The sequence below is a fragment of the Corallococcus sp. CA054B genome, from assembly GCF_003611625.1.
Lineage (GTDB): Bacteria > Myxococcota > Myxococcia > Myxococcales > Myxococcaceae > Corallococcus > Corallococcus coralloides.
On the sequence record NZ_RAVY01000063.1, the window covers coordinates 26648 to 44167 of the forward strand.

At 70.0% G+C, this 17520-nt stretch carries 16 protein-coding genes; 9 read left to right on the forward strand and 7 right to left on the reverse strand.

Annotated features, from left to right (window positions below; genetic code table 11):
* Positions 1–118: 118 nt before the first annotated feature.
* Positions 119–901, forward strand: a complete 783-nt coding sequence (locus D7V80_RS17480) for a sulfite exporter TauE/SafE family protein (protein WP_120564086.1) — start codon at positions 119–121, stop codon at positions 899–901.
* Complete coding sequence (locus tag D7V80_RS17485) at positions 898–1377, forward strand: hypothetical protein (RefSeq protein ID WP_233585439.1); 480 nt, start codon at positions 898–900, stop codon at positions 1375–1377. Before D7V80_RS17480 ends, D7V80_RS17485 begins: the two co-directional genes overlap by 4 nt.
* A 35-nt stretch (positions 1378–1412) precedes the next feature.
* Here D7V80_RS17485 and D7V80_RS17490 read toward each other — a convergent pair whose 3' ends face one another.
* The 3 genes from D7V80_RS17490 to fabF form a co-directional block, all read right to left on the reverse strand.
* A complete protein-coding gene (locus D7V80_RS17490; protein WP_120589247.1) occupies positions 1413–2282 on the reverse strand; it encodes a tetratricopeptide repeat protein in 870 nt (289 codons plus the stop codon).
* 1 nt (position 2283) lies between these two features.
* A complete protein-coding gene (locus D7V80_RS17495; RefSeq protein ID WP_120589248.1) occupies positions 2284–3888 on the reverse strand; it encodes a short-chain fatty acyl-CoA regulator family protein in 1605 nt (534 codons plus the stop codon).
* Positions 3889–4203: 315 nt separating this feature from the next.
* Positions 4204–5454: a beta-ketoacyl-ACP synthase II gene (fabF, locus tag D7V80_RS17500; RefSeq protein WP_120589249.1), complete on the reverse strand. Its 1251-nt coding sequence runs from the start codon at positions 5452–5454 to the stop codon at positions 4204–4206.
* Between the two features lie 81 nt (positions 5455–5535).
* Here fabF and D7V80_RS17505 point away from each other — a divergent pair, with 81 nt between their 5' ends.
* The 6 genes from D7V80_RS17505 to D7V80_RS17530 all read left to right on the forward strand — a co-directional run bounded on the left by D7V80_RS17505 (position 5536) and on the right by D7V80_RS17530 (position 10316).
* Positions 5536–6060 carry a PaaI family thioesterase gene (locus tag D7V80_RS17505; protein WP_120589250.1) on the forward strand — a complete coding sequence of 175 codons (525 nt, stop codon included), beginning with the start codon at positions 5536–5538 and terminating at the stop codon, positions 6058–6060.
* Positions 6061–6065: 5 nt separating this feature from the next.
* On the forward strand, positions 6066–6707 hold the full coding sequence (locus D7V80_RS17510) for a TetR/AcrR family transcriptional regulator (protein ID WP_120589251.1): 642 nt from the start codon (positions 6066–6068) through the stop codon (positions 6705–6707).
* A 73-nt stretch (positions 6708–6780) separates the two neighbouring features.
* Positions 6781–8229, forward strand: coding sequence for a hypothetical protein (locus D7V80_RS17515; RefSeq protein WP_120589252.1), 1449 nt, complete (start codon positions 6781–6783; stop codon positions 8227–8229).
* Positions 8230–8345: 116 nt separating this feature from the next.
* The gene (locus D7V80_RS17520) at positions 8346–8597 is read left to right on the forward strand and encodes a hypothetical protein (protein WP_120589253.1); all 252 of its coding nucleotides are present in this window, start codon (positions 8346–8348) and stop codon (positions 8595–8597) included.
* 109 nt (positions 8598–8706) lie between these two features.
* Positions 8707–9555: a DUF692 domain-containing protein gene (locus tag D7V80_RS17525; RefSeq protein WP_120589254.1), complete on the forward strand. Its 849-nt coding sequence runs from the start codon at positions 8707–8709 to the stop codon at positions 9553–9555.
* Positions 9552–10316 (forward strand): DUF2063 domain-containing protein, encoded by a 765-nt coding sequence (locus D7V80_RS17530; RefSeq protein ID WP_120589255.1) that lies wholly within the window; start codon positions 9552–9554, stop codon positions 10314–10316. Before D7V80_RS17525 ends, D7V80_RS17530 begins: the two co-directional genes overlap by 4 nt.
* 23 nt (positions 10317–10339) lie before the next feature.
* Here the strand turns inward: D7V80_RS17530 and D7V80_RS17535 are convergent, their stop codons facing one another.
* The 4 genes from D7V80_RS17535 to D7V80_RS17550 form a co-directional block, all read right to left on the reverse strand.
* Complete coding sequence (locus D7V80_RS17535) at positions 10340–10630, reverse strand: hypothetical protein (protein ID WP_120589256.1); 291 nt, start codon at positions 10628–10630, stop codon at positions 10340–10342.
* Between the two features lie 157 nt (positions 10631–10787).
* A complete protein-coding gene (locus tag D7V80_RS17540; RefSeq protein WP_120589257.1) occupies positions 10788–13793 on the reverse strand; it encodes a tetratricopeptide repeat protein in 3006 nt (1001 codons plus the stop codon).
* Between the two features lie 7 nt (positions 13794–13800).
* Positions 13801–14592: a sigma-70 family RNA polymerase sigma factor gene (locus D7V80_RS17545; RefSeq protein WP_120589258.1), complete on the reverse strand. Its 792-nt coding sequence runs from the start codon at positions 14590–14592 to the stop codon at positions 13801–13803.
* 28 nt (positions 14593–14620) lie between these two features.
* Positions 14621–16255, reverse strand: a complete 1635-nt coding sequence (locus D7V80_RS17550) for a C39 family peptidase (protein ID WP_120589259.1) — start codon at positions 16253–16255, stop codon at positions 14621–14623.
* Positions 16256–16632: 377 nt separating this feature from the next.
* On the opposite strand from D7V80_RS17550, the gene D7V80_RS17555 reads away from it, so the two are divergent.
* Positions 16633–17196 carry a chalcone isomerase family protein gene (locus tag D7V80_RS17555; RefSeq protein WP_120589260.1) on the forward strand — a complete coding sequence of 188 codons (564 nt, stop codon included), beginning with the start codon at positions 16633–16635 and terminating at the stop codon, positions 17194–17196.
* The last annotated feature ends 324 nt before the right edge of the window (positions 17197–17520 follow it).

Sequence of the window (17520 nt, forward strand, 5' to 3'; positions counted from 1 at the left end):
CACACGGCCCGCGTCCCGGTGCCGTGTTCGCGTGCAGGGCATCCAACCGATCGAGCAGGTTGCCCTCGGGGATGTGGCGCTATCCGAAGCGGGGAGTGCCTCCTATCCTCGATAGGGAATGACGGTCTTGCTCCTCATGGCGGCGGGTGTGTTGGCGGGTGGGTTGGGGGCGCTCCTGGGCATCGGGGGCGGCATCGTCCTGGTGCCGGTGCTGGTGTTGGGATTCGGAATCCCGCTCGAGCAGGCCGTCCCCGCGAGCCTGATGTGCGTGGTGGCCAACTCCTGCGCCGCCGCCGCCAGCTACGTGGAGAACAAGCTGAGTGACCTGCGGCTGGGGCTCACCCTGGAGCTGGCCACGGTGATGGGCGCCATCGTCGGGGGGCTGGTGGCGGCCTTCGTCGCGGAGGCGATGGTGGCCGTGGTGTTCGGCCTCTTCACGCTCTTCGTCGCGCTGCAGATGCTGCTCATGCGCCGCCCCGTCCAGGAGCCGGCGACGGCGGCCAACTACGAGCCCGGCAACTACCCGCTGGGCATCTCCGGCTCCTTCGTGGCGGGCGGGCTGTCCGCGCTGCTGGGCGTGGGCGGTGGCCCGCTGAAGGTGCCGCTGATGACCTACGGCATGCGCGTGCCCTTCAAGGTCGCCAGCGCCACCAGCAACCTGATGGTGGGCGTCACCGGCGCCGCCAGCGTCGCGGCCTACGCGTGGCGCGGCCAATTGAATCTCGGGCTCGTGGCGCCGTTGGTCGTAGGGGTGCTGGGCGGCGCGTCCGTGGGCAGCAAGCTGATGCTGAGGACCCCGACCGCGGTGCTCAAGAAGCTCTTCGCGGCGGTCCTGTTGATTGTGGCCGGACAGATGTTGTGGAAGGGAGGGGAGGGGCTGTGGCCGAGCGTATGGAAATGAATGAAGCGGAGCCTGAACTACCCGGTGTCCATCCGTCGATGATGGTGCCGGAGGCGGGACCCCCGCGTCGCAACGTGCAGGCGACGTCGGTGGCGTTGGATGGGGAGTTCCACGAGGAGCTCCCGCAGGAACCCATCACCCAGCCGGAGGAGCTCCCACGAGAGCGCCGGGGGGCCCGGAGGCTCGCCGCCGGGGAACGATGGATTGCCCGCATGCTGCGCACCGGGGCCATCACCAGTGGCTGCATGTTCGTCACGTCGCTCGCGCTGGAGTTGCTGCCGCGCGACGAGTCCGTGCACGTGGCCATCGACCTGTTGCGCAAGGGCGCGGCGTCCATGTTGCTGGTAACGCCGGTGGCGCGACTGGCGATGGCGGGCACGCTGCTGGGCCTGCGCGGCGAGTGGCGTTACGCCGCCATCGCCGCGGGTGTCATCGGGTTGCTCGCGCTGGCGGTGGGCGCGGGCTTCCAGGCCTGAACCGGAGTCAGACGCAGTGAAGACCGCGCGCGGGGCTACACGCCGCGCGCGGCGAAGTGCGCGAGGACGTTCTTCACCTTCGCCACTTCATCGTGCTGCTTGAGGTCTTCGTACATGGGCAGCACGGCCTCGAACTGCTCTCGGGCCGCGGCGTAGTCCTGGAGGTAGTAGCAGGACAGCCCCAGGTCCCAGCGCGCGCGGGCCTCATAGACGTGGTCGTGCAGCTCGCCGTACACGTCCACCGCGCGCAGCAGGTGCGGCCGCGCGTTGTCGTGGTGGCCCATCAGGCCCTCGGACTCGCCCAGCAGCAGGTGCCCCAGCGCGAGCGCCTCCGGATCCTCGCCCTGCTCCAGGAGCGGCACGGCCTCCAGGAAGCGCTTGCGGGCGGGCTCGTACTCGCCCTTGGCCATGCGCAAATCGCCAATGTCCAGGAGCAGCCGCGCGATGCGCTCGTTGTTGCGCGTCTGGCGGTAGAGGATGAGCGCCTCCTGGTACTTCTCCTCGGCGCCGTCGGCCTCGCCCATGGCGCGCAGGGACTCGCCGATGCAGGCGCGGGTGAGCGCCTCGCCCTCGCGGTCGCGCGCCTCGTTGAAGAGCAGGGCGGCGGTGGCCATGTGCTCGATGGCGCCCTTGTGATCCTCGAAGTGGGCCTTCACCACGCCCAGGCCGAAGAGCGCCTGCGCCTGGCCGGGCTTGTTGCCCGCGGTCTTGAAGAAGCCGAAGGCCTCCTCGTAGTGCTCGCGGCTCGCCGCGTGGTCCTCCAGCATCCCGTACAGCTCCGCCAGCGCCACCAGCCCCTGGCCCACTTCCGAGGGCGAGCCGGTGATGCGCAGCGGGGCGAGCGCGTTCTTCTGCTTCTGGATGGCGTCGGCGATGTGGGCGCGTTCGTTGTCGGACGGGTGCATGTCAGTTCTCGTGAACCTTGCGGCGGCGGGCGCCCCTGTCCAGCGAATCGTGCTTCTCGCTGTGTTCAGCGCCGTTGCCATCGGGCTCGGCGTTTCCGTTGCGCTCGGCCTTCTCCTTCTCGTGGACCAGCAGCGGGGAGAAGAAGCAGTCCTTCTTCGTGTACTCGTCGAAGGCGAACGCGAAGCGGTAGCTGGCCGCCGCGCGCTGGTTGCAGTCCGTGCGCTCGCAGAAGCGGCAGGAGATGCCGCTGGGGATGGCGTCCTTGCGCAGGTCGTTGGTGGGCAGGCCGTACGCCAGGTACTTCGCGTTCTCCGCGTGCGTGCCCAGGCCGATGGAGTACGCCGTGCCCTTCACGATGGAGCCTTCAATCGGCTGCAGCTGCACCTTCGCGAAGCAGAAGTACGTCGTGCCGTCCGGCATGATGGAGTACTGGCGCGTGATCTGGGACGGGTTGAGGAACGCCAGGTGCACCGCCCACTTCGCGCAGCTTCCGCCGCCGGAAGCGAAGCGGATGCCGGTGCCGCTGTAGCGCTTGGAGATGTTCCCCGCGATGTCCGCGCGCAGGAAGTGGAAGGGCAGGCCCTGCCGCTTGGGGTCGGACAGGTTGCAGATGCGGTGGGCCACCGTCTCGTAGGTGGTGCCGAAGATGTTGGAGAGCAGCTCCACGTCGTAGCGCGTGCGCTGCACCTCCTTGAAGAACTCGCCGTAGGGCAGCATCAGCGCGCCGGCGAAGTAGTTCGCCAGGTTGACCTTGATGAGGCGCTCCGTCTCCCCGTGGCGCATGCGGCCCGCGCCCAGGATGCGCTCCACCAGCTTCTCGCGGTCCATCACCATCAGGCCAATGGACGCGGCCACCTGGAACTTCAGCGGCTGCTCCGTGAGGTCCGGTGACAGCGTGAGCGTGCGCGTGTCCAGATCCAACCGGCGCACCACGGACGAACCGCTGGCCGCGCGCTCAATCTGCACCTTGAAGTCGAACCGCTCCTCCAGCATGCGGATGAGGTTGCTGCTGGTGAGCTGCTGCTCCAGGCGGAAGTCGCGCCGCAGTCCTTCCGCCTGCTCCTCCAGCTCCGGGAAGTAGTTGCGGTGCTTCTCCAGGAAGTCGCTGACCTCGTCGAAGGGCGAGTAGTCGAAGCGCACGCCCGGCGTGTTGCCCAGACCGGAGGTGGAGCCCTGCGTGCGCGTGCGCTCCTCCACGTTGAGCTGCGCGAGCACGTTCTCCAGCTGCGTGCGCGTGTTCTTGTAGAGGTTGAACAGCGCGGCGACGGTGCCGGCCAGCTTCGGCTCCGCGGACAGCGACTGGAGCGACTCCGAGTCGATGTCCAGGCTCTTGAGCAGCGGTTCATCCAAGAGCTTCGCCAGGGCCTCGTCCACGCGGCCCTCGCCCAGCGTGGACATGAACTGTTCGGGGTCCTGTTCGAAGTAGCGCAGCGCCTTCCACAAGAGCGGGAAGGGCATCACGCGCTTGCCCTTTTCGATGAGGTTCAAGTACGCGGGCGAGACACCCAGGTCCTTCGCGGCGTCCGCCTGCTTGATGTTTCGCTGCAAGCGCAGGCCGCGAAGCTTCAGCCCCACGTTCGCATTCAGAGCGTTGTCGTTGTTCATGGCTCCAACCCCCGGTGGGCCGCGTCAGGAGCCGCGCTCCGACACCGGGTCTCTGGATCCACTCTGCAAACCGATTTACCGATTTGCAATCAACGTTTTTGGAACGCCGCAGCGCTGTCCCGCAGGCGACGCGCGAAGGGTTGACTGCCTCCACCCTGGCCTTGTAGGGACGTAATCCCATGTAATCACGGGGCTTTCAGGCGCTCCCGGTGTGCGGCGGCGGCGCCCGCGCACCGCGTTGTCAACCCTTGACTGACGCGGCGCGGCGGGGCTGGGGAAAAGTCAGTAAAAAAGCGCCAGATTATTTACAGAGAATCAGCGCGTTTCCGGCAGCCGCTGGAACACGAGCGCGACGTTGGTGCCGCCGAAGCCGAAGGAGTTGCTCATGACGGCGTCCACGCGCGTCTCGCGGGCGGTGTTGGGCACGCAGTCCAGCGGGATGCGCGGATCCTGATTCTCCAGGTTGATGGTGGGGGGCAGCACGCCGCGGGTGAGGGCGAGGATGCTGATGACGGCCTCGGCGGCGCCGGCCGCGCCGTTCATGTGGCCCGTCATCGACTTGGTGGAGGAGATGGCGAGCGACTTCGCCGCGTCGCCGAACACCTTCGCGATGCCCTCCATCTCCAGCAGGTCGCCGATGTCCGTCGAGGTGCCGTGGGCGTTGAGGTAGCCGATGTCCGCGGGGTCGAGGCGCGCGTTCTTCAGGGAGGCCTTCATCGCGCGCTGGGCGCCCTCGTGGCCGGGTGCGGGCGAGGTGACGTGGTAGGCGTCGGAGCTGGCGCCATAGCCCGTGAGCTCCGCGAGGATGCGGGCGCCCCGGGCGCGGGCGTGCTCGTACTCCTCCAGGATGAGGATGGCCGCGCCTTCCGCGAGCACGAAGCCGTCGCGGTCCTTGTCGAACGGGCGGCTCGCCGCCTGGGGCGCGTCGTTGCGGTTGGACAGGGCCTTCATCGCGGCGAAGCCGCCCACGCCCAGCATGGAGATGGGGGCCTCCGCGCCGCCGGCCAGCGCCACGTCGAACTCGCCGCGCTGGATGCCGCGCATCGCTTCACCAATGGCGTGCGCGCTGGTGGAGCAGGCGGAGTTGGTGGACCAGGACGGGCCCTTGATTCCGTGGCGCATGGAGATGTAGCCGGGCGCCATGTTGATGATCATCTGGAGGATGAAGAAGGAGCTGATGCGGTCCGGGCCCTTCTCCAGCGCCTTGCGGTGCGTCTCCTCCAGGCTGCTGAGTCCGCCGATGCCGGAGCCGATGACGGCCGCCACGCGCTCCGCGTTCTCTTCGGTGATGACCAGCCCGGAGTCCTCGAGGGCCATGTCCGACGCGGCCACCGCGAACTGCGCGAAGCGGTCCATGCGGCGCACCTCGCGCCGTTCGATGTAGTCCTCCGGATTGAAGCCCTTCACCTCACCGGCGAAGCGGCAGTCCAGCGCGCTCGCGTCGAACAGGGTGATGGGCGCCACGCCGCTCCGGCCGTTCACCAGCGCGTCCCAGCTCTTCTCCACGCCGATGCCACAAGGGCTGATGAGCCCCATTCCCGTCACCACGACGCGCCGCTGTTCCATCGCGCACTCCTTGACCCTGTTCGTTGAATCAGGATGGTATTATGACCATCCTTCCATGAGTTCAAGCCCAAGGGAGCCCCGATGAGCGAGCAGGCAGGGAATCCGCGCACGCGGACGGTGACGTGGAGGGACCCGCGAGAGGGCGCCTCCGCGGCGAAGAAGCTGTCGGGGCTGGAGTACCTGCGCGCCATCCAGCGCGGGGAGTTGCCGGCGCCGCCCATCGCGGAGCTGATGGGCTTCGCGCCGGTGGAGGTGGCGGAGGGGCGGGTGGTGTTCGCGGTGAAGCCGGGCGAGCACCACTACAACCCCATTGGCATGGTGCACGGCGGGCTGGCCGCGACGCTGATGGACTCCGCCATGGGGTGCGCCATCCACACGATGCTGCCGGTGGGCGCGGGCTATACGACGCTGGAGCTTCACGTGAACTACGTGAAGGGCATCGCGCACGACACGGGACAGCTGTTGTGCACGGGCGAGGTCATCCACCTGGGGGGCCGCGTGGCGACGGCGCAGGGCCGGCTGGTGGACGAGAAGGGCACGCTCTACGCGCACGGCACCACGACGTGCATGGTGTTCCGGCCGCCGGGCGCGGGCGGCAAGGAGTAGGGACGATGCGCTACACCGCTGAACACAAGCAGGCCACGCACGCGCGCATCCTCGCGGCGGCGGAGAAGCTGTTCCGCGCGGAGGGCTTCAGCGGTGCGAGCGTGGAGCGGGTGATGCGGGCCGCGGGCCTGACGGTGGGCGGCTTCTACGCCCACTTCGCCTCCAAGGAGTCGCTGCTCGCGGAGTCGCTGCGCGCCTTCATGACGGCGCGCAGGACGCCCTGGCTCGCGGGGCTGGAGGCGGTGCGGGGCACGGAGTTCCTGGAGCGCTTCGCGCGGCGCTACCTGGACCAGTTCAACCGGGACACGGGCGATACGACCTGCATGATGCCGTCGCTCCTGTCGGACCTGACGCGCGCGGCGCCGGAGGTGCAGGCCGCGTTCGGGCAGGGGCTGGAGGACCTGGTGGGCCAGGCCCAGGCGCACCTCCCCGCGCGCGAGGGCGCCACGCCCCGGCAGCAGATGCTGGCCACGGTGGCGCTGTGCTTCGGCGCGATGACGCTCGCGAGGGCCACCGCGTCCCAGCCGCTGGCGGGGGAGATTCTGGACGCGGCTCGCGCGCTGCTCGTCGCGGGGGCTCCGGTGGAGGTGGAGAAGGACTCGCCCCGGACGCGCCGTGTTCGCGCACCGAGGAAGAAGCCCCACTGAGCGCTGGACGGCATGGGGGCCGCCGTGAAGTCCTTGCGCGCGGACACCGGACCGTGGGGACGAAGTGAACGCAATGAAGACGATGGTGGTTCGCGCGGGGCTCCTCTGCCTCGCGCTCACGCTGGGTGCATGTGCCTCCGTGCCTGTCGCGGCCCCGTGGGAGGACACCGCGGTCCTCCGCTACAACCTCCGCTACACGAACGACCCCACGCCGGGCCTGGACGTGGAGCTCCTCCTCCCGCAGTCGGTGTCGTCCGAACCGCGACCGTTCTCGCTCAACTTCATCTTCCAGCAGCCGGGGCGGGTGGAGTCCATGGTCACCACGGATGATGGTGGCAACCGGCTCGAGTTCACCCCCGGAGCCCGAGGCTCGTTGCAGTTCCGCAAGGGGACGCGCACCGTCCGCTACCGCTACCCTCTGGCCGCATCCGGTCAACGCGTCGGCCGGCACCTCTTTGGAGGCATGGGGGAGGGGGACGCGTGGCACGTGGCAGGCAAGGCCTATCTGCTGATCCCCGCCAACGTGCCGCCGGGTCTGCGCGTGGAGCTCACCGTGTCCGGCGCGGACGCGCTCCTGCCCTGGAAGGCCGGCGACGACGGCGTCTATCACCTGCGGGGCGAGGACCTCATCGACGCGGGCTTCCATGCTTTTGGAGGCAGGCGCTGCGAGGCGCGCGTCGGCGCCTCCGTGGTGGAGGTCGCGGTGCTGGGCCGCTTCACGCACCTGACGGACGCGGACCTCTGCGCGTGGCTCGAACACGCCGGGCGCGAAGTGGTCACCGTGCGCAAGGCGTTCCCGTACCCGCGCGTCACCGTGCGCGTCATCCCGGTGCCCGGCAAGGCCACGCCCGGCGACTTCGGCATGACCCTGTGGAGCGCTCCGCCCAGCATCTCCATCCTCGTGGGCCAGGACGCCACCACCGCGTCCTTCTCCCGTGACTGGGTCGCCGTCCACGAGATGCTGCACCTCACGCATCCGGCGCTGGTGCCCCGGGAGGCCTGGCTCACAGAGGGACTGGCCACCTACTACACGGAGCTTGCCCGTATGCGCTCCGGACGCCAGACGGCCCAGCAGGCCTGGCAGGAGCTGGCGAATGGCTTCGCGCGAGGCCAGGCCGCCGCGCGCTCACGCCCCATGAAGGAGGTCGTCGCCGAGGAGGGGAACTTCATGGGCATCTACTGGACCGGCGCGCTCTTCGCGCTGCACCTGGACGTGGAGCTGCGCCGCGTGACGAACGGCCGCGCATGGCTGGAGGACGTGCTGGAGCTGCTCGCCACGCGCGGCTCCACCGCGACACTCGAAAGTTTCGGCGACGCCGTGGACACGGTCGCGGGCCAGCCGCTGTTCGACGCGCTGCTCGCCCGCCACCTGCCGAAGCCCGCCTTCTCGGAGTTGAACCCCCTGCTGGAGGACCTGGGCGTCCGAATTGACCCAGGTGGCGTCAAGCTCCATGCTGCGCCGGGCAGTGGGCTTCGTGAGGCCTTGGGCGCGGGTCGGTCTGGGGAAGAAAAAGGGTCGTAACCGATTCGCGGATGTCGCGTATCGCATGCATCCGCTGTTCGACGCTCCACGTGGTTCAGGTCGGAGTCCGCTGTCCCCGTAGTCACACCCCCAAGTGGTACGAAAGGAAGCAACACATGAACGTCAAGGCTCTTGCGGCGGTCGTCGGCACCCTGTCCCTCGGCGCGCTGGCCACCGGCTGCGCGTCCAACAAGGCGTCTGAGGGCAGCAAGGTGCACGCCGCGTCGCCGGGCGCCCCCGAGGCCTCCGAGGCCAGCGCGGCCCCCGCCGCCGAGGGTGCTGCTCCCGCCGCCGCCCCGGAGAAGGGCGCCGAGGGTTCCTGTGGCGCCGGCTCCTGCGGCGCTGGCTCCTGCAGCGGCAAGAAGTAGTCATCCCTCTGGGAGGGCCTGCGTGACAGGTCTCCTCCCAGGCTCGCGGGCGGCGGGAAGAGTCCTTCCTGCCGCCCGTGTTGTTTCCACCCCCAGGAGGAAGTGCCGCATGCCGTCCCCCCGCTACACAGACCGCCATGGATTGAAGCCGTTGGGGGCGGGCATCGGGTTGCGCCGCGACTTCTACGAAGCGCTGCCGCGCACGCCGCGCGCGCTGGACTGGGTGGAGATCATCCCGGAGAACTTCCTCACGCTGGGGGGGCGCTCCCAGCGCGCGCTGGACGCGTGCCGCGAGCGCTGGACGCTGCTGCCGCACGGCGTGGGCCTCAACATCGGCGGGCCGGACGCGTTGGATGACGACTACGTCACCCGGCTGGCCGCGTTGGTGAAGCGCCTGGACGCGCCTTTCTTCTCCGACCACCTGTGCTACTCGCGCCTGGGCGGCGTGCACCTGCATGACCTGCTGCCGCTGCCCTTCACGGAGGCCGCGGTGGAGCACGTGGTGCCGCGCGTGCGCGAAGTCATGGCGCGCGTGGAGCGCCCCTTCCTGCTGGAGAACCCCAGCTACTACGCGGCCATGCCGGGCGGCACGCTGAAGGAGGCGGACTTCCTGCGCCAGGTGGTGGAGGCCGCGGACTGCGGGCTGCTGCTGGACGTGAACAACGTCTGGGTCAACGCGAGGAACCACGGCTACGACCCGCGCGCCTTCGTGGACGCGCTGCCCCTGGAGCGCGTGGTGCAGGTGCACCTGGCCGGCCACGACGTGCGCGAGACGGTCCTCGTCGACACGCACGGCGACCGCGTCTGCGACGACGTGTGGTCGCTGTACCGCTACACGCTGGAGCGCACCGGCCCGGTGTCCACGTTGATTGAGTGGGACCAGGCCATCCCGTCCCTGGACGCCGTGCTGGACGAGGCGGATCAGGCGCGCGCCGTGCTCGCGGAGGGTGCGCGATGAAGCCGTCGCTGAAGCACTTCTTCGACAGCATGGATGCGTACCTCGCCGGGCCGCCCGGCGCGGAGGGGCTGTTGAAGCTGTCCGCGTCGCACCCGGGCTGGGATGTGGATCCGGAGCGCATGGCGCTCTACGGCCAGTTCGTGCGCGGCCACGTGCGCTCCACGCTGGAGAAGCTCTTCCCGCTGACGCGCAAGGCGGTGACGCCCGAAGCGTGGGACGCGCTGGTGGACGGCTACACCCGCACGCGGCCCGCGCGGCACTACGAGCTCAACCGCCTGGGCGAGGGCTTCGCGCCCTTCGTCTCGGATGCCGCCGCCGCGAAGGGTCTGCCGCCATTCCTCCCGGCGCTCGCGCGCTTCGAGTGGACGGACTTCGCGGTGTTCGCGTCCGAGGAGGGCATCCCGGACGCCGTGGAGCGGCTGACGCCCAACCCCACGCTCACGGTGCTGGAGAATCCCTACCGGCTCTGCGCGTTCGTGCGGGCCCGGGGCGCGGAGAGCGAGCCGGCGGAAGGCGAGGAGCTGGCGCTGCTCTGGCGCCATCCGCAGCGGTTGGTGACCTTCTTCATGGCGGCCACTCCGCCCGCGCTGCTGGTGCTGAAGATGGCCGTGGAGGGCCTGTCCGAAGAGGCCGTCGTCCAGGCCACCGGCATGTCCGCGCACGACGTCCACGCGGAGGTGGTGCGCTTCGCGAAGGACGGCCTCGTGCTGCTCCCCGAGGCGCGCGCTTCGGACGGTGCGCATCCGGCCGGTGGTGTGTAACGCACCGCCCGCCGTCGTGACGCTCAAGGGGAAGGCGGAGGCGGGGGAGAAGCGGGCTTTCCGAGCAGCTGTCCCAGCAGCGCCCGAAGCAAGAGCATGACCGTGACCCCGATCAGGTCCACGACGATTTTTCCCCGGCCCGGTCCGCTCGGATCATTCGCGGCCCGCAGCCGGGGCTCCACCATGCCGAGCGCGGGTTGGGACGCCATGCGGACCGTGGCGGATCCTCCAGAAGAGACCATCGCCACCCGGTTCGGATCGAAGTTGTCCACGGAGAGGCCCTGGCCATTTCCTCCGGAAGGATCGCGGCGCATCTGTTCATCATGCGGCGACAGGCTGGGGGGCCGCGCCCGGACACCGACGCCAACCGGGGGCTTGGGAGCGGGCGGGCGCGGGGGAAAGGGCGTGAGACGGGAGAGGAAGCTCATGGCCACTCCAGAGGGGAAGGTCTTCTCATTATCCAGGGACGGATCAGCGAGTTGCGGCAGCGGGTGAAGGGCGCCGGGCCTGCTGCCAACGCTGGACGTTTTCAGCCTGCGTGCGCCACGTCGGGCCGGCTTGTTGAAAGGTGATCAGTGCCTGATCCGCGAGCGTGAGGGCCTGCGTCCGGTCCTCGCCCGCGTCCCACCGCGCGCGAGCGAGCTCGAACTGGAGCTCGGCGGTGCGCACCGCGCTCCAGCCCAGGGGACGGATGATGTCCAGGGCGCGCTCGATGACGGCGCGGGCCTTCCGGGGCTCCTTCAGGTCCAGCCAGGTCCGGCCCAGCTCCGTCAGCCCTGACACGAGCATGGCGTGGCCGGTGCCATCCGTGGCCGTCCTGGCGGCGAGCACCTGCTCCAGCTCCGCCGCGGCCTCCCGCGCCTGGCCGGCCTTGCGCAGCGCCCGGGCCCGCTCCTCGCGCACGCGCAGGGTGGCGTTGCTCCGGGGGCCGGACAGCCGCTCCTGGAGGGCCAGGACCTTCGCGTAGCGCGTCAGGGCCTCCGGCAGCGTGCCCTGCGCCTCCTCCAACCGGGCGAGGTACTCGAGTGACAGGGCGTACTCGACATGCTCCTCGCCGAAGGCCTGGACGCTCAGCGCGAGCGCACGCTCATGTTCCTGGCGCGCGAGCGTGAAGGTGCCCATGGCTTCGTGGACGAGGCCCAGCTGGTTGTGCAGCCGCACCGTGTCCAGGTGCGTGTCCCCGAGCATGGCGCCGCGGATCTCCAGGGCCTCGGTGTAGAGCGGCACGACCGCCGCCGGTCCCTCCAGGTGCTGGCGCACTTCACCCATCAGCACCAGCGTGTCCGCGACCGCGGGATGGCGCGCGCCCAGCCGCTTGCGCTGGATGTCGAGCACGCGCTGGTAGAGCGCCAGGGCCTCGCCGGGCGCGTCCTGGCGCAGCCGGATCCGCGCGACGTTGGTGAGGCTCTTCGCGGTGTCGGGATGATCCGCGCCCAGGACGCGCTCGCGGATCGCGGCGGCTCGCTCGAAGTGCTCGCGTGCCTGGGGCAGCAGCCCTTCGCCGAAGGCCACCGCGCCCAGGTTGTGTTCAATCTGGGCCTCCACCTCCTCCGCGGGGCCGGTGCGCTCCAGCAGCGCTCGCGCCTGCGCCGCGTGCTCCAGGCCCCGGTCCGCGCGCTCCAGCTCGTAGCCCGTCACGAACACGAGGTCCGTCTCCGAGCGGGCCGCGAGCAGGTCGTGCCGGCCGGCGAGCGCGGCGCGCATGCTCTCGGTCCAGCGCTGCTCCGCCTCCGCGTAGTGCGCCAGCCGAAGCTCGAACCAGCCCATGGCATGAAGGGCCTCCGCCTCCAGCGGCCGGTACGCCAGCTCGCGCGCCACCGTGAGCACGGCCTGCGCATCTCCCAACCCCTGGGCATAGCGTCCCGTCTCCAGCAGCACCTGCGCGCGGGCGAGCTTCGCGCGTGCGTCCGCGAGCTTCGCTGTTACGCCGGGGCCCTCCGGCGGCGGCACCACGGCGAGGAGCGACTCCACGCGCGCGCAGTCCGACACGCGCGGCAGCTTCTGCGAGGCCTCGGCCGCCTTCGCCACGAGCGGCGCGTCCGCGTGCTCCAGCACGTCCGCGAACACGCCCAGCGATTGCAGCCGCGAATCCAGGCACGCCATGCGCAGCGCCAGCACGGACTCAGGTTGCTCCTGCCGCACGCGCGTGGACTGGCAGGTCCAGACGTAGCCCTCCTCCCAGCTCCGCGCGTAGTCCTCCAGGTTGCGCACCACCGCGTCCGCGGCCTCCGCGGCCAGCGGACTGTGCGTGGCCGCCAGGGCCCGCTTCACGCTCTCGCCCCGGGCCTTGCTCCAGACGGCCGCCATGCGCGCGGGAGCGCCGTCGCAAGGCTCTGACGCGCCCTTCGACACGAGCAGGAGCGCTCCCACCACCGCGAGTGCACCGGAGCCCAGCGCCCACCAGGTGTACTTGTGGGTCGGGGTCCTCGACAGTGCCTCCAGCAGCGAGTCCATGGATGGATGGCGGTCCGCGGGCGACACGCTCAACCCGCGCACCACCGCGCGGCGCACCCACGAGGGCACGCCGGTCTCCTTCGATGGAGGCTGGAGGCGGCTGAAGTCCGGAGGCTGCCCCTTCGCGAAGGGGCGGATGCCGAAGAGCGCTTCGTACAGCGCGACGCAGAAGCTGAACTGGTCGCCTCGCGCGTCGCCGGGCTCGCCCTTCCACTGCTCGGGCGGCATGTACGCGGGCGTGCCCATGATGGAGCCCGTGCGGGTGAGGTCCACCGGGCCGGGAGTGGGCGTCACGCCCTCCGGCAGCGACTCCGGGGGCAGGGCCGGGGAACCCTCCGGCAGCCGCGCGAGCCCGAAGTCCGTCACCCGCACGCGATCCCGTGCGTCCACCAGCACGTTGTCCGGCTTGAAGTCGCGGTGGATGAGCTGCGCCGCGTGCGCCGCCGCAAGGCCCTGGCCCGCCTGCCGGAACGCGGCGAGCACCTCGCGCCACGTGCGTGGCTGCTCCTTCAGCCACTGGCGCAGCGTGCGGCCTTCAATGAACTCCATGGCCATGAAGAGCCGGCCGTCCACCGTGCCCACGTCGAAGACGGTGATGACGTGGGGATGGGACAGCCGCGCCACCGCCTGCGCCTCACGCAGGAGCCGCTGCTCCAGCTCCCGCGCGCCGTCGCCCTGGAGCGAGCGCACCAGCTTGAGCGCCACCTTGCGGTCCAGCTGCGGATCATACGCGCTGAGCACCACGCCCATGCCGCCGGAGCCCACCCGGTCGATGACGACATAGCGGCCCAGCACGGTGCCGCGCTGGAGCTCGGCGTCCGGAACGTGGAGGCGGCCCGTGTCGGGACGCTCCGGGCTCTTCACGTCCAGCAGGGTGGACGGGTCGCTGCCCCGTGCCGCCTCCGCCACCAGCGCGAGGCACGTGGAGCACGCGTCCAGGTGCGTCTCCACCGCGCGCGCCTCCGCGGCGCCGAGCGAGCGCGCGCAGTACGCCAGGAGGGTGTTTTCGTCAGGGCAGGTCATGGCGGGCTCAGCGCAGAAGGTGACGCACGCTCAGGTCCAGGCCGCTGAGGAGCGACAGGGCCAGGCTGTGCAGTTCCGGTTCGTCGACGTCCAGCCGGTGGCGCAGCTCGGCGTGGGTCCGTTCCGCGAGCGTGTCGCGCGCGTCCTTCAGCCAGCGCGTCATGGTGGCGCGGCTCACTCCGTGGACGCGGCCAATGTCCTCCACGCCCACGTTCTCCACCAGGTGCAGCCGGAGGATGGTGCGCTGGCGGGGCTCCAGCGATGCGAGCGCCGCGGCGATGGCCGCCTCGATGTCCGCGTGGTGGCGGTGCTTGAGCGCGGCGAAGGACGCGTCCCCCGCGGGCAGCAGCGTGGGAAGCAGCGCCTCCGCCGGACGCGCGGCGCGCTCGCGCAGCTCGGTCATCGCCAGGCGCAGGGCGACGGTGCGCACCCACGCCTCCAGCGGTCCACGGCCGTCGTACTCCGCCATGCGCGGAGGCCCGTCCGGCCGGTGCAGCAGCAGCCGCTCCCGCAGCCGTTGCAGCGCCTCGTCCACCACGTCCGGCGCGATGCCCCGGCGGCCCAGGGCCTGACGCGCGGCGGGAACGTGCTGGCGCTCGAAGTGGGCGAGCGCGGTCGGCAGTCCCCGTGCGCAGGCGCACGCCAGGAACAGGTCCTCCGCGTGTGGAAGCGGCGCCCCACCGGCGGCCGTCGTTCGCGCGGCGAGGTGGGCGAGGAAGTCCTCGCGCGAGAGTTCCACCCCGGGCCACGCGGCGCGGGCCCGGAGGTAGACGGCGTCGGCGGGGGCGGACGGCTCCATGGGGCAGGGGAGTCTAACCGGAAGGGGCCTACCCGATTCCGAGCTGGCGCCGCACCTCGGCCGCGTAGCTGTTCACTTGCTGGACATACAGGCCGGAGTCGTTCTCCGAAGGCGGCGCGTAGCGGTTGACGAGCGCCGTCCAGTCGCCGCTGTCCAGCTCGGCTCGATAGTGCGTCCCCAACAGCTTGAAGTACGCCTCGATGCCCTGCTCCAGCGTGGGCCAGCCCGCGAAGCTGCCGGACGCGCCCGGGGACGTGAAGGCCTCATGGGCGCCCTCCTGGCCCACGAACTTGAGGTTGCCCGGGTTGTTGGCCCCCACGGACGCGCCCGCGGTCCCCCACTGCGACTCCTTCCACAGCATCGCGAGCGCCAGGTCGATGGGCACGTCGTACTTCTGCGCCATGCGCATCAGGAACTCGCCCTGGCCCGCGAAGCCGGACTCCGCGAGCGACATGGCCCCCGGCGCCAGCCGCACGGACTCCAGCGCCTGCCCCGGTGCGTCGGTGGGGGCCACGCCGGCCGGCGGATGGATGGCGACGGAGTAACCGCCGTACTGGTGTTCCCCGAGGAAGCGCTGGAGCTCCGCGGGCGTCAGCTCCGTCACGGTGCTGGACGGATCATGCACGATGAAGTTGCCCTCGGCCGTCATGCCCGTGACGGCGATCCAGTGTCCGCCGCTGAAGCTGCCGGAGGTGAACGGCGGAGACTCGTTCTGCAACATGACGTTGCTCTCGCCGTTGACGGCCACCAGGTTGCCGGACGCGAGCTGCTGTTCAATCCAGCCCACGTCCGTGCCCGGGTTGACCTCTGACGTGAGGCCGTTGTTCGCGGCCATCCGCTGGATGTCCGAGTAGCCCACGCCCGCGGACGTGATGCCCACGCCCTGGCCCAGCTGGTTGATGAACGCTCCGTCGGACATCTCCGTGCCGATGCCGTAGCCCTTGAGGATCATCGCCATCGTGGTGGGGCCGCAGTTGGACTGCTGGTTCCAGTCGTCCTCGGTGCCCTGCGACGACATCTGCTTGATGAACGGAACGGGGTAGCGCTCACCCGGCCGCGCCGGGCCGCTGGGGTTTCCCGGAGCGCTGGGCCCACCCGTCCCTGGCATGCCCGAGGGCGTCCCGGGGGAAGCGCCAGGTGTGCCTGGGGCGGAGCCCGGAGCGGCGGGAAGCTGGAGCGTTTCGCCCGCGATGATCAGGTCCGGGTTGCTGAGGCCGTTGAGCTGGACGATCTGGTTCGCGATGGCCTCCACCGGCCCCGGCACGCCCTGCTGCATCAGGTTCCAGGCGATGTCGCCCACGGTGTCGCCCGGCTGGATGGTGTAGGTCGTCGTGGCCGGAGCCGGAGGGGCAAAGGCCCCGCGCAGGGCCTCGCCCACGTCGCGCAGACGTTCGCGCAGCACGGCCTGCCGGAGAGCGTCGCCGAGGTCCTCCTTCTTGCCGTCGCGAAGCGCGCCTGCTGCGTCCTTGAGCTTCGAACGCAGCACGGCCTCGCGCAGGTCCTCCACGGAAGGACGGGGCGCCTGCGGAACGACGGGCCGGCGAGGCTCGAAGCCATCTGGCGCGCGATGGGCGACAGGAGCCCGGACAGCCGAGCCCGGCGCGGGGTTCGCCACGGGAATGGAACGGGAGGAACGGGAAGAGAGGAGAGAGCGGATGGTCATTTCAAACTCCGAAGCCAGTGTTTGAAATGTTTGTCGATAAAACGCGAATTATTGTTTCGTGCCTTCGAGCCGATCTCGCGGAGGGCGTGGCGGAGTTGAAAGTCGAGTAAATTCAGTGGCTTGTTGAAAAGCGGAGGCGGAAATGAGCCACTAATCCGGCCCGGCCCGTCTACCTGTTGGGACGGCTGAAACAATGTCTCGAATGGCGTCTGTCTTTGATTGGAGACCCCGGAGTTGCCACGCGGGGAAACGTCGCCTTCCGGGCGCTTCGCCGCAGCACGTCAAAGCGCGGACGTCCTTCGCGGATCCTTTCGTGAAGACGCATGGGTAGGTTTGCGTCCAACATCGCGCAGGAAACCCACCCGGAGGTTTTTCCCATGAAGAAGACGCTGACCGCCGTGCTGCTGTCGCTGACCCTCGCCGCGCCCGCCATGGCCAAGGACATCGCGGGTGTGAAGTACCCGGACACCGCCACCGTGGCCGGCAAGGAGCTGAAGCTCAACGGCGTGGGCCTGCGCAAGAAGGCCATCTTCAAGGTCTACACGCTGGGCCTCTACGTGGAGAACCCCACGCAGGACGCCACCGCGCTGCTCAACGCGGACGAGGTGAAGCGCGTGCGCATGTTCATGAAGCGCGACCTCAAGAAGGATCAGATCACCGAGGCCATCGAGAACGGCTTCAAGAAGAGCGCGGGCGCGAACATGCCCAAGCTCCAGGCGCGCCTGGACGCCTTCAAGGCCGCCATCCCCGCGGAGGTGAAGGAGGGCCAGGAGCTCAACCTCACCTACGTGCCGGGCAAGGGCACCACCGTGCAGGTGACGGGCGGCCAGTCCATCGACGTGGAGGGCAAGGACTTCGCGGACGCGCTCTTCTCCGTGTGGCTGGGCAAGGACCCCGTGGACGGCGGCCTCAAGGACGGCATCCTCGGCAAGGAGGACTGACGCTCCTCGAGTGCTTCACCCGGAGTCCTGCGCGCGCCCCCGGAGCGTCCCTTCTTCACGGAAGGGGCGTTTCGTGGGGCGCCGTCGTTTCCGGAGGCCACGCCATTGCTTCAGATGGTGGACAGCGGGCGGCGGCCCTGTCACACGCGCATGAGTTGAAGCTGGAATGCCCCCGCGCATCAGGGGTTGATGCGCGCCGGATTCTCACCCCTTGTCCGTGCTGGAGAACGCATTGAAGCGACTGGCCCTCTTCGCCGCCTCCTGTGTCCTTGGCGCCGCCTGCAAGACGGCGGAGCCCACCCCCGAGCCGCCCCAGGCCACCAC

Coding starts and splice junctions, on each gene's coding strand:
- D7V80_RS17480 (WP_120564086.1), top strand. CDS start 119: ATGACGGTCTTGCTCCTCATGGCGGCGGGTGTGTTGGCGGGTGGGTTG.
- D7V80_RS17485 (WP_233585439.1), top strand. CDS start 898: ATGAATGAAGCGGAGCCTGAACTACCCGGTGTCCATCCGTCGATGATG.
- D7V80_RS17490 (WP_120589247.1), bottom strand. CDS start 2,282: ATGCACCCGTCCGACAACGAACGCGCCCACATCGCCGACGCCATCCAG.
- D7V80_RS17495 (WP_120589248.1), bottom strand. CDS start 3,888: ATGAACAACGACAACGCTCTGAATGCGAACGTGGGGCTGAAGCTTCGC.
- fabF (WP_120589249.1), bottom strand. CDS start 5,454: ATGGAACAGCGGCGCGTCGTGGTGACGGGAATGGGGCTCATCAGCCCT.
- D7V80_RS17505 (WP_120589250.1), top strand. CDS start 5,536: ATGAGCGAGCAGGCAGGGAATCCGCGCACGCGGACGGTGACGTGGAGG.
- D7V80_RS17510 (WP_120589251.1), top strand. CDS start 6,066: ATGCGCTACACCGCTGAACACAAGCAGGCCACGCACGCGCGCATCCTC.
- D7V80_RS17515 (WP_120589252.1), top strand. CDS start 6,781: ATGAAGACGATGGTGGTTCGCGCGGGGCTCCTCTGCCTCGCGCTCACG.
- D7V80_RS17520 (WP_120589253.1), top strand. CDS start 8,346: ATGAACGTCAAGGCTCTTGCGGCGGTCGTCGGCACCCTGTCCCTCGGC.
- D7V80_RS17525 (WP_120589254.1), top strand. CDS start 8,707: ATGCCGTCCCCCCGCTACACAGACCGCCATGGATTGAAGCCGTTGGGG.
- D7V80_RS17530 (WP_120589255.1), top strand. CDS start 9,552: ATGAAGCCGTCGCTGAAGCACTTCTTCGACAGCATGGATGCGTACCTC.
- D7V80_RS17535 (WP_120589256.1), bottom strand. CDS start 10,630: ATGCGCCGCGATCCTTCCGGAGGAAATGGCCAGGGCCTCTCCGTGGAC.
- D7V80_RS17540 (WP_120589257.1), bottom strand. CDS start 13,793: ATGACCTGCCCTGACGAAAACACCCTCCTGGCGTACTGCGCGCGCTCG.
- D7V80_RS17545 (WP_120589258.1), bottom strand. CDS start 14,592: ATGGAGCCGTCCGCCCCCGCCGACGCCGTCTACCTCCGGGCCCGCGCC.
- D7V80_RS17550 (WP_120589259.1), bottom strand. CDS start 16,255: ATGACCATCCGCTCTCTCCTCTCTTCCCGTTCCTCCCGTTCCATTCCC.
- D7V80_RS17555 (WP_120589260.1), top strand. CDS start 16,633: ATGAAGAAGACGCTGACCGCCGTGCTGCTGTCGCTGACCCTCGCCGCG.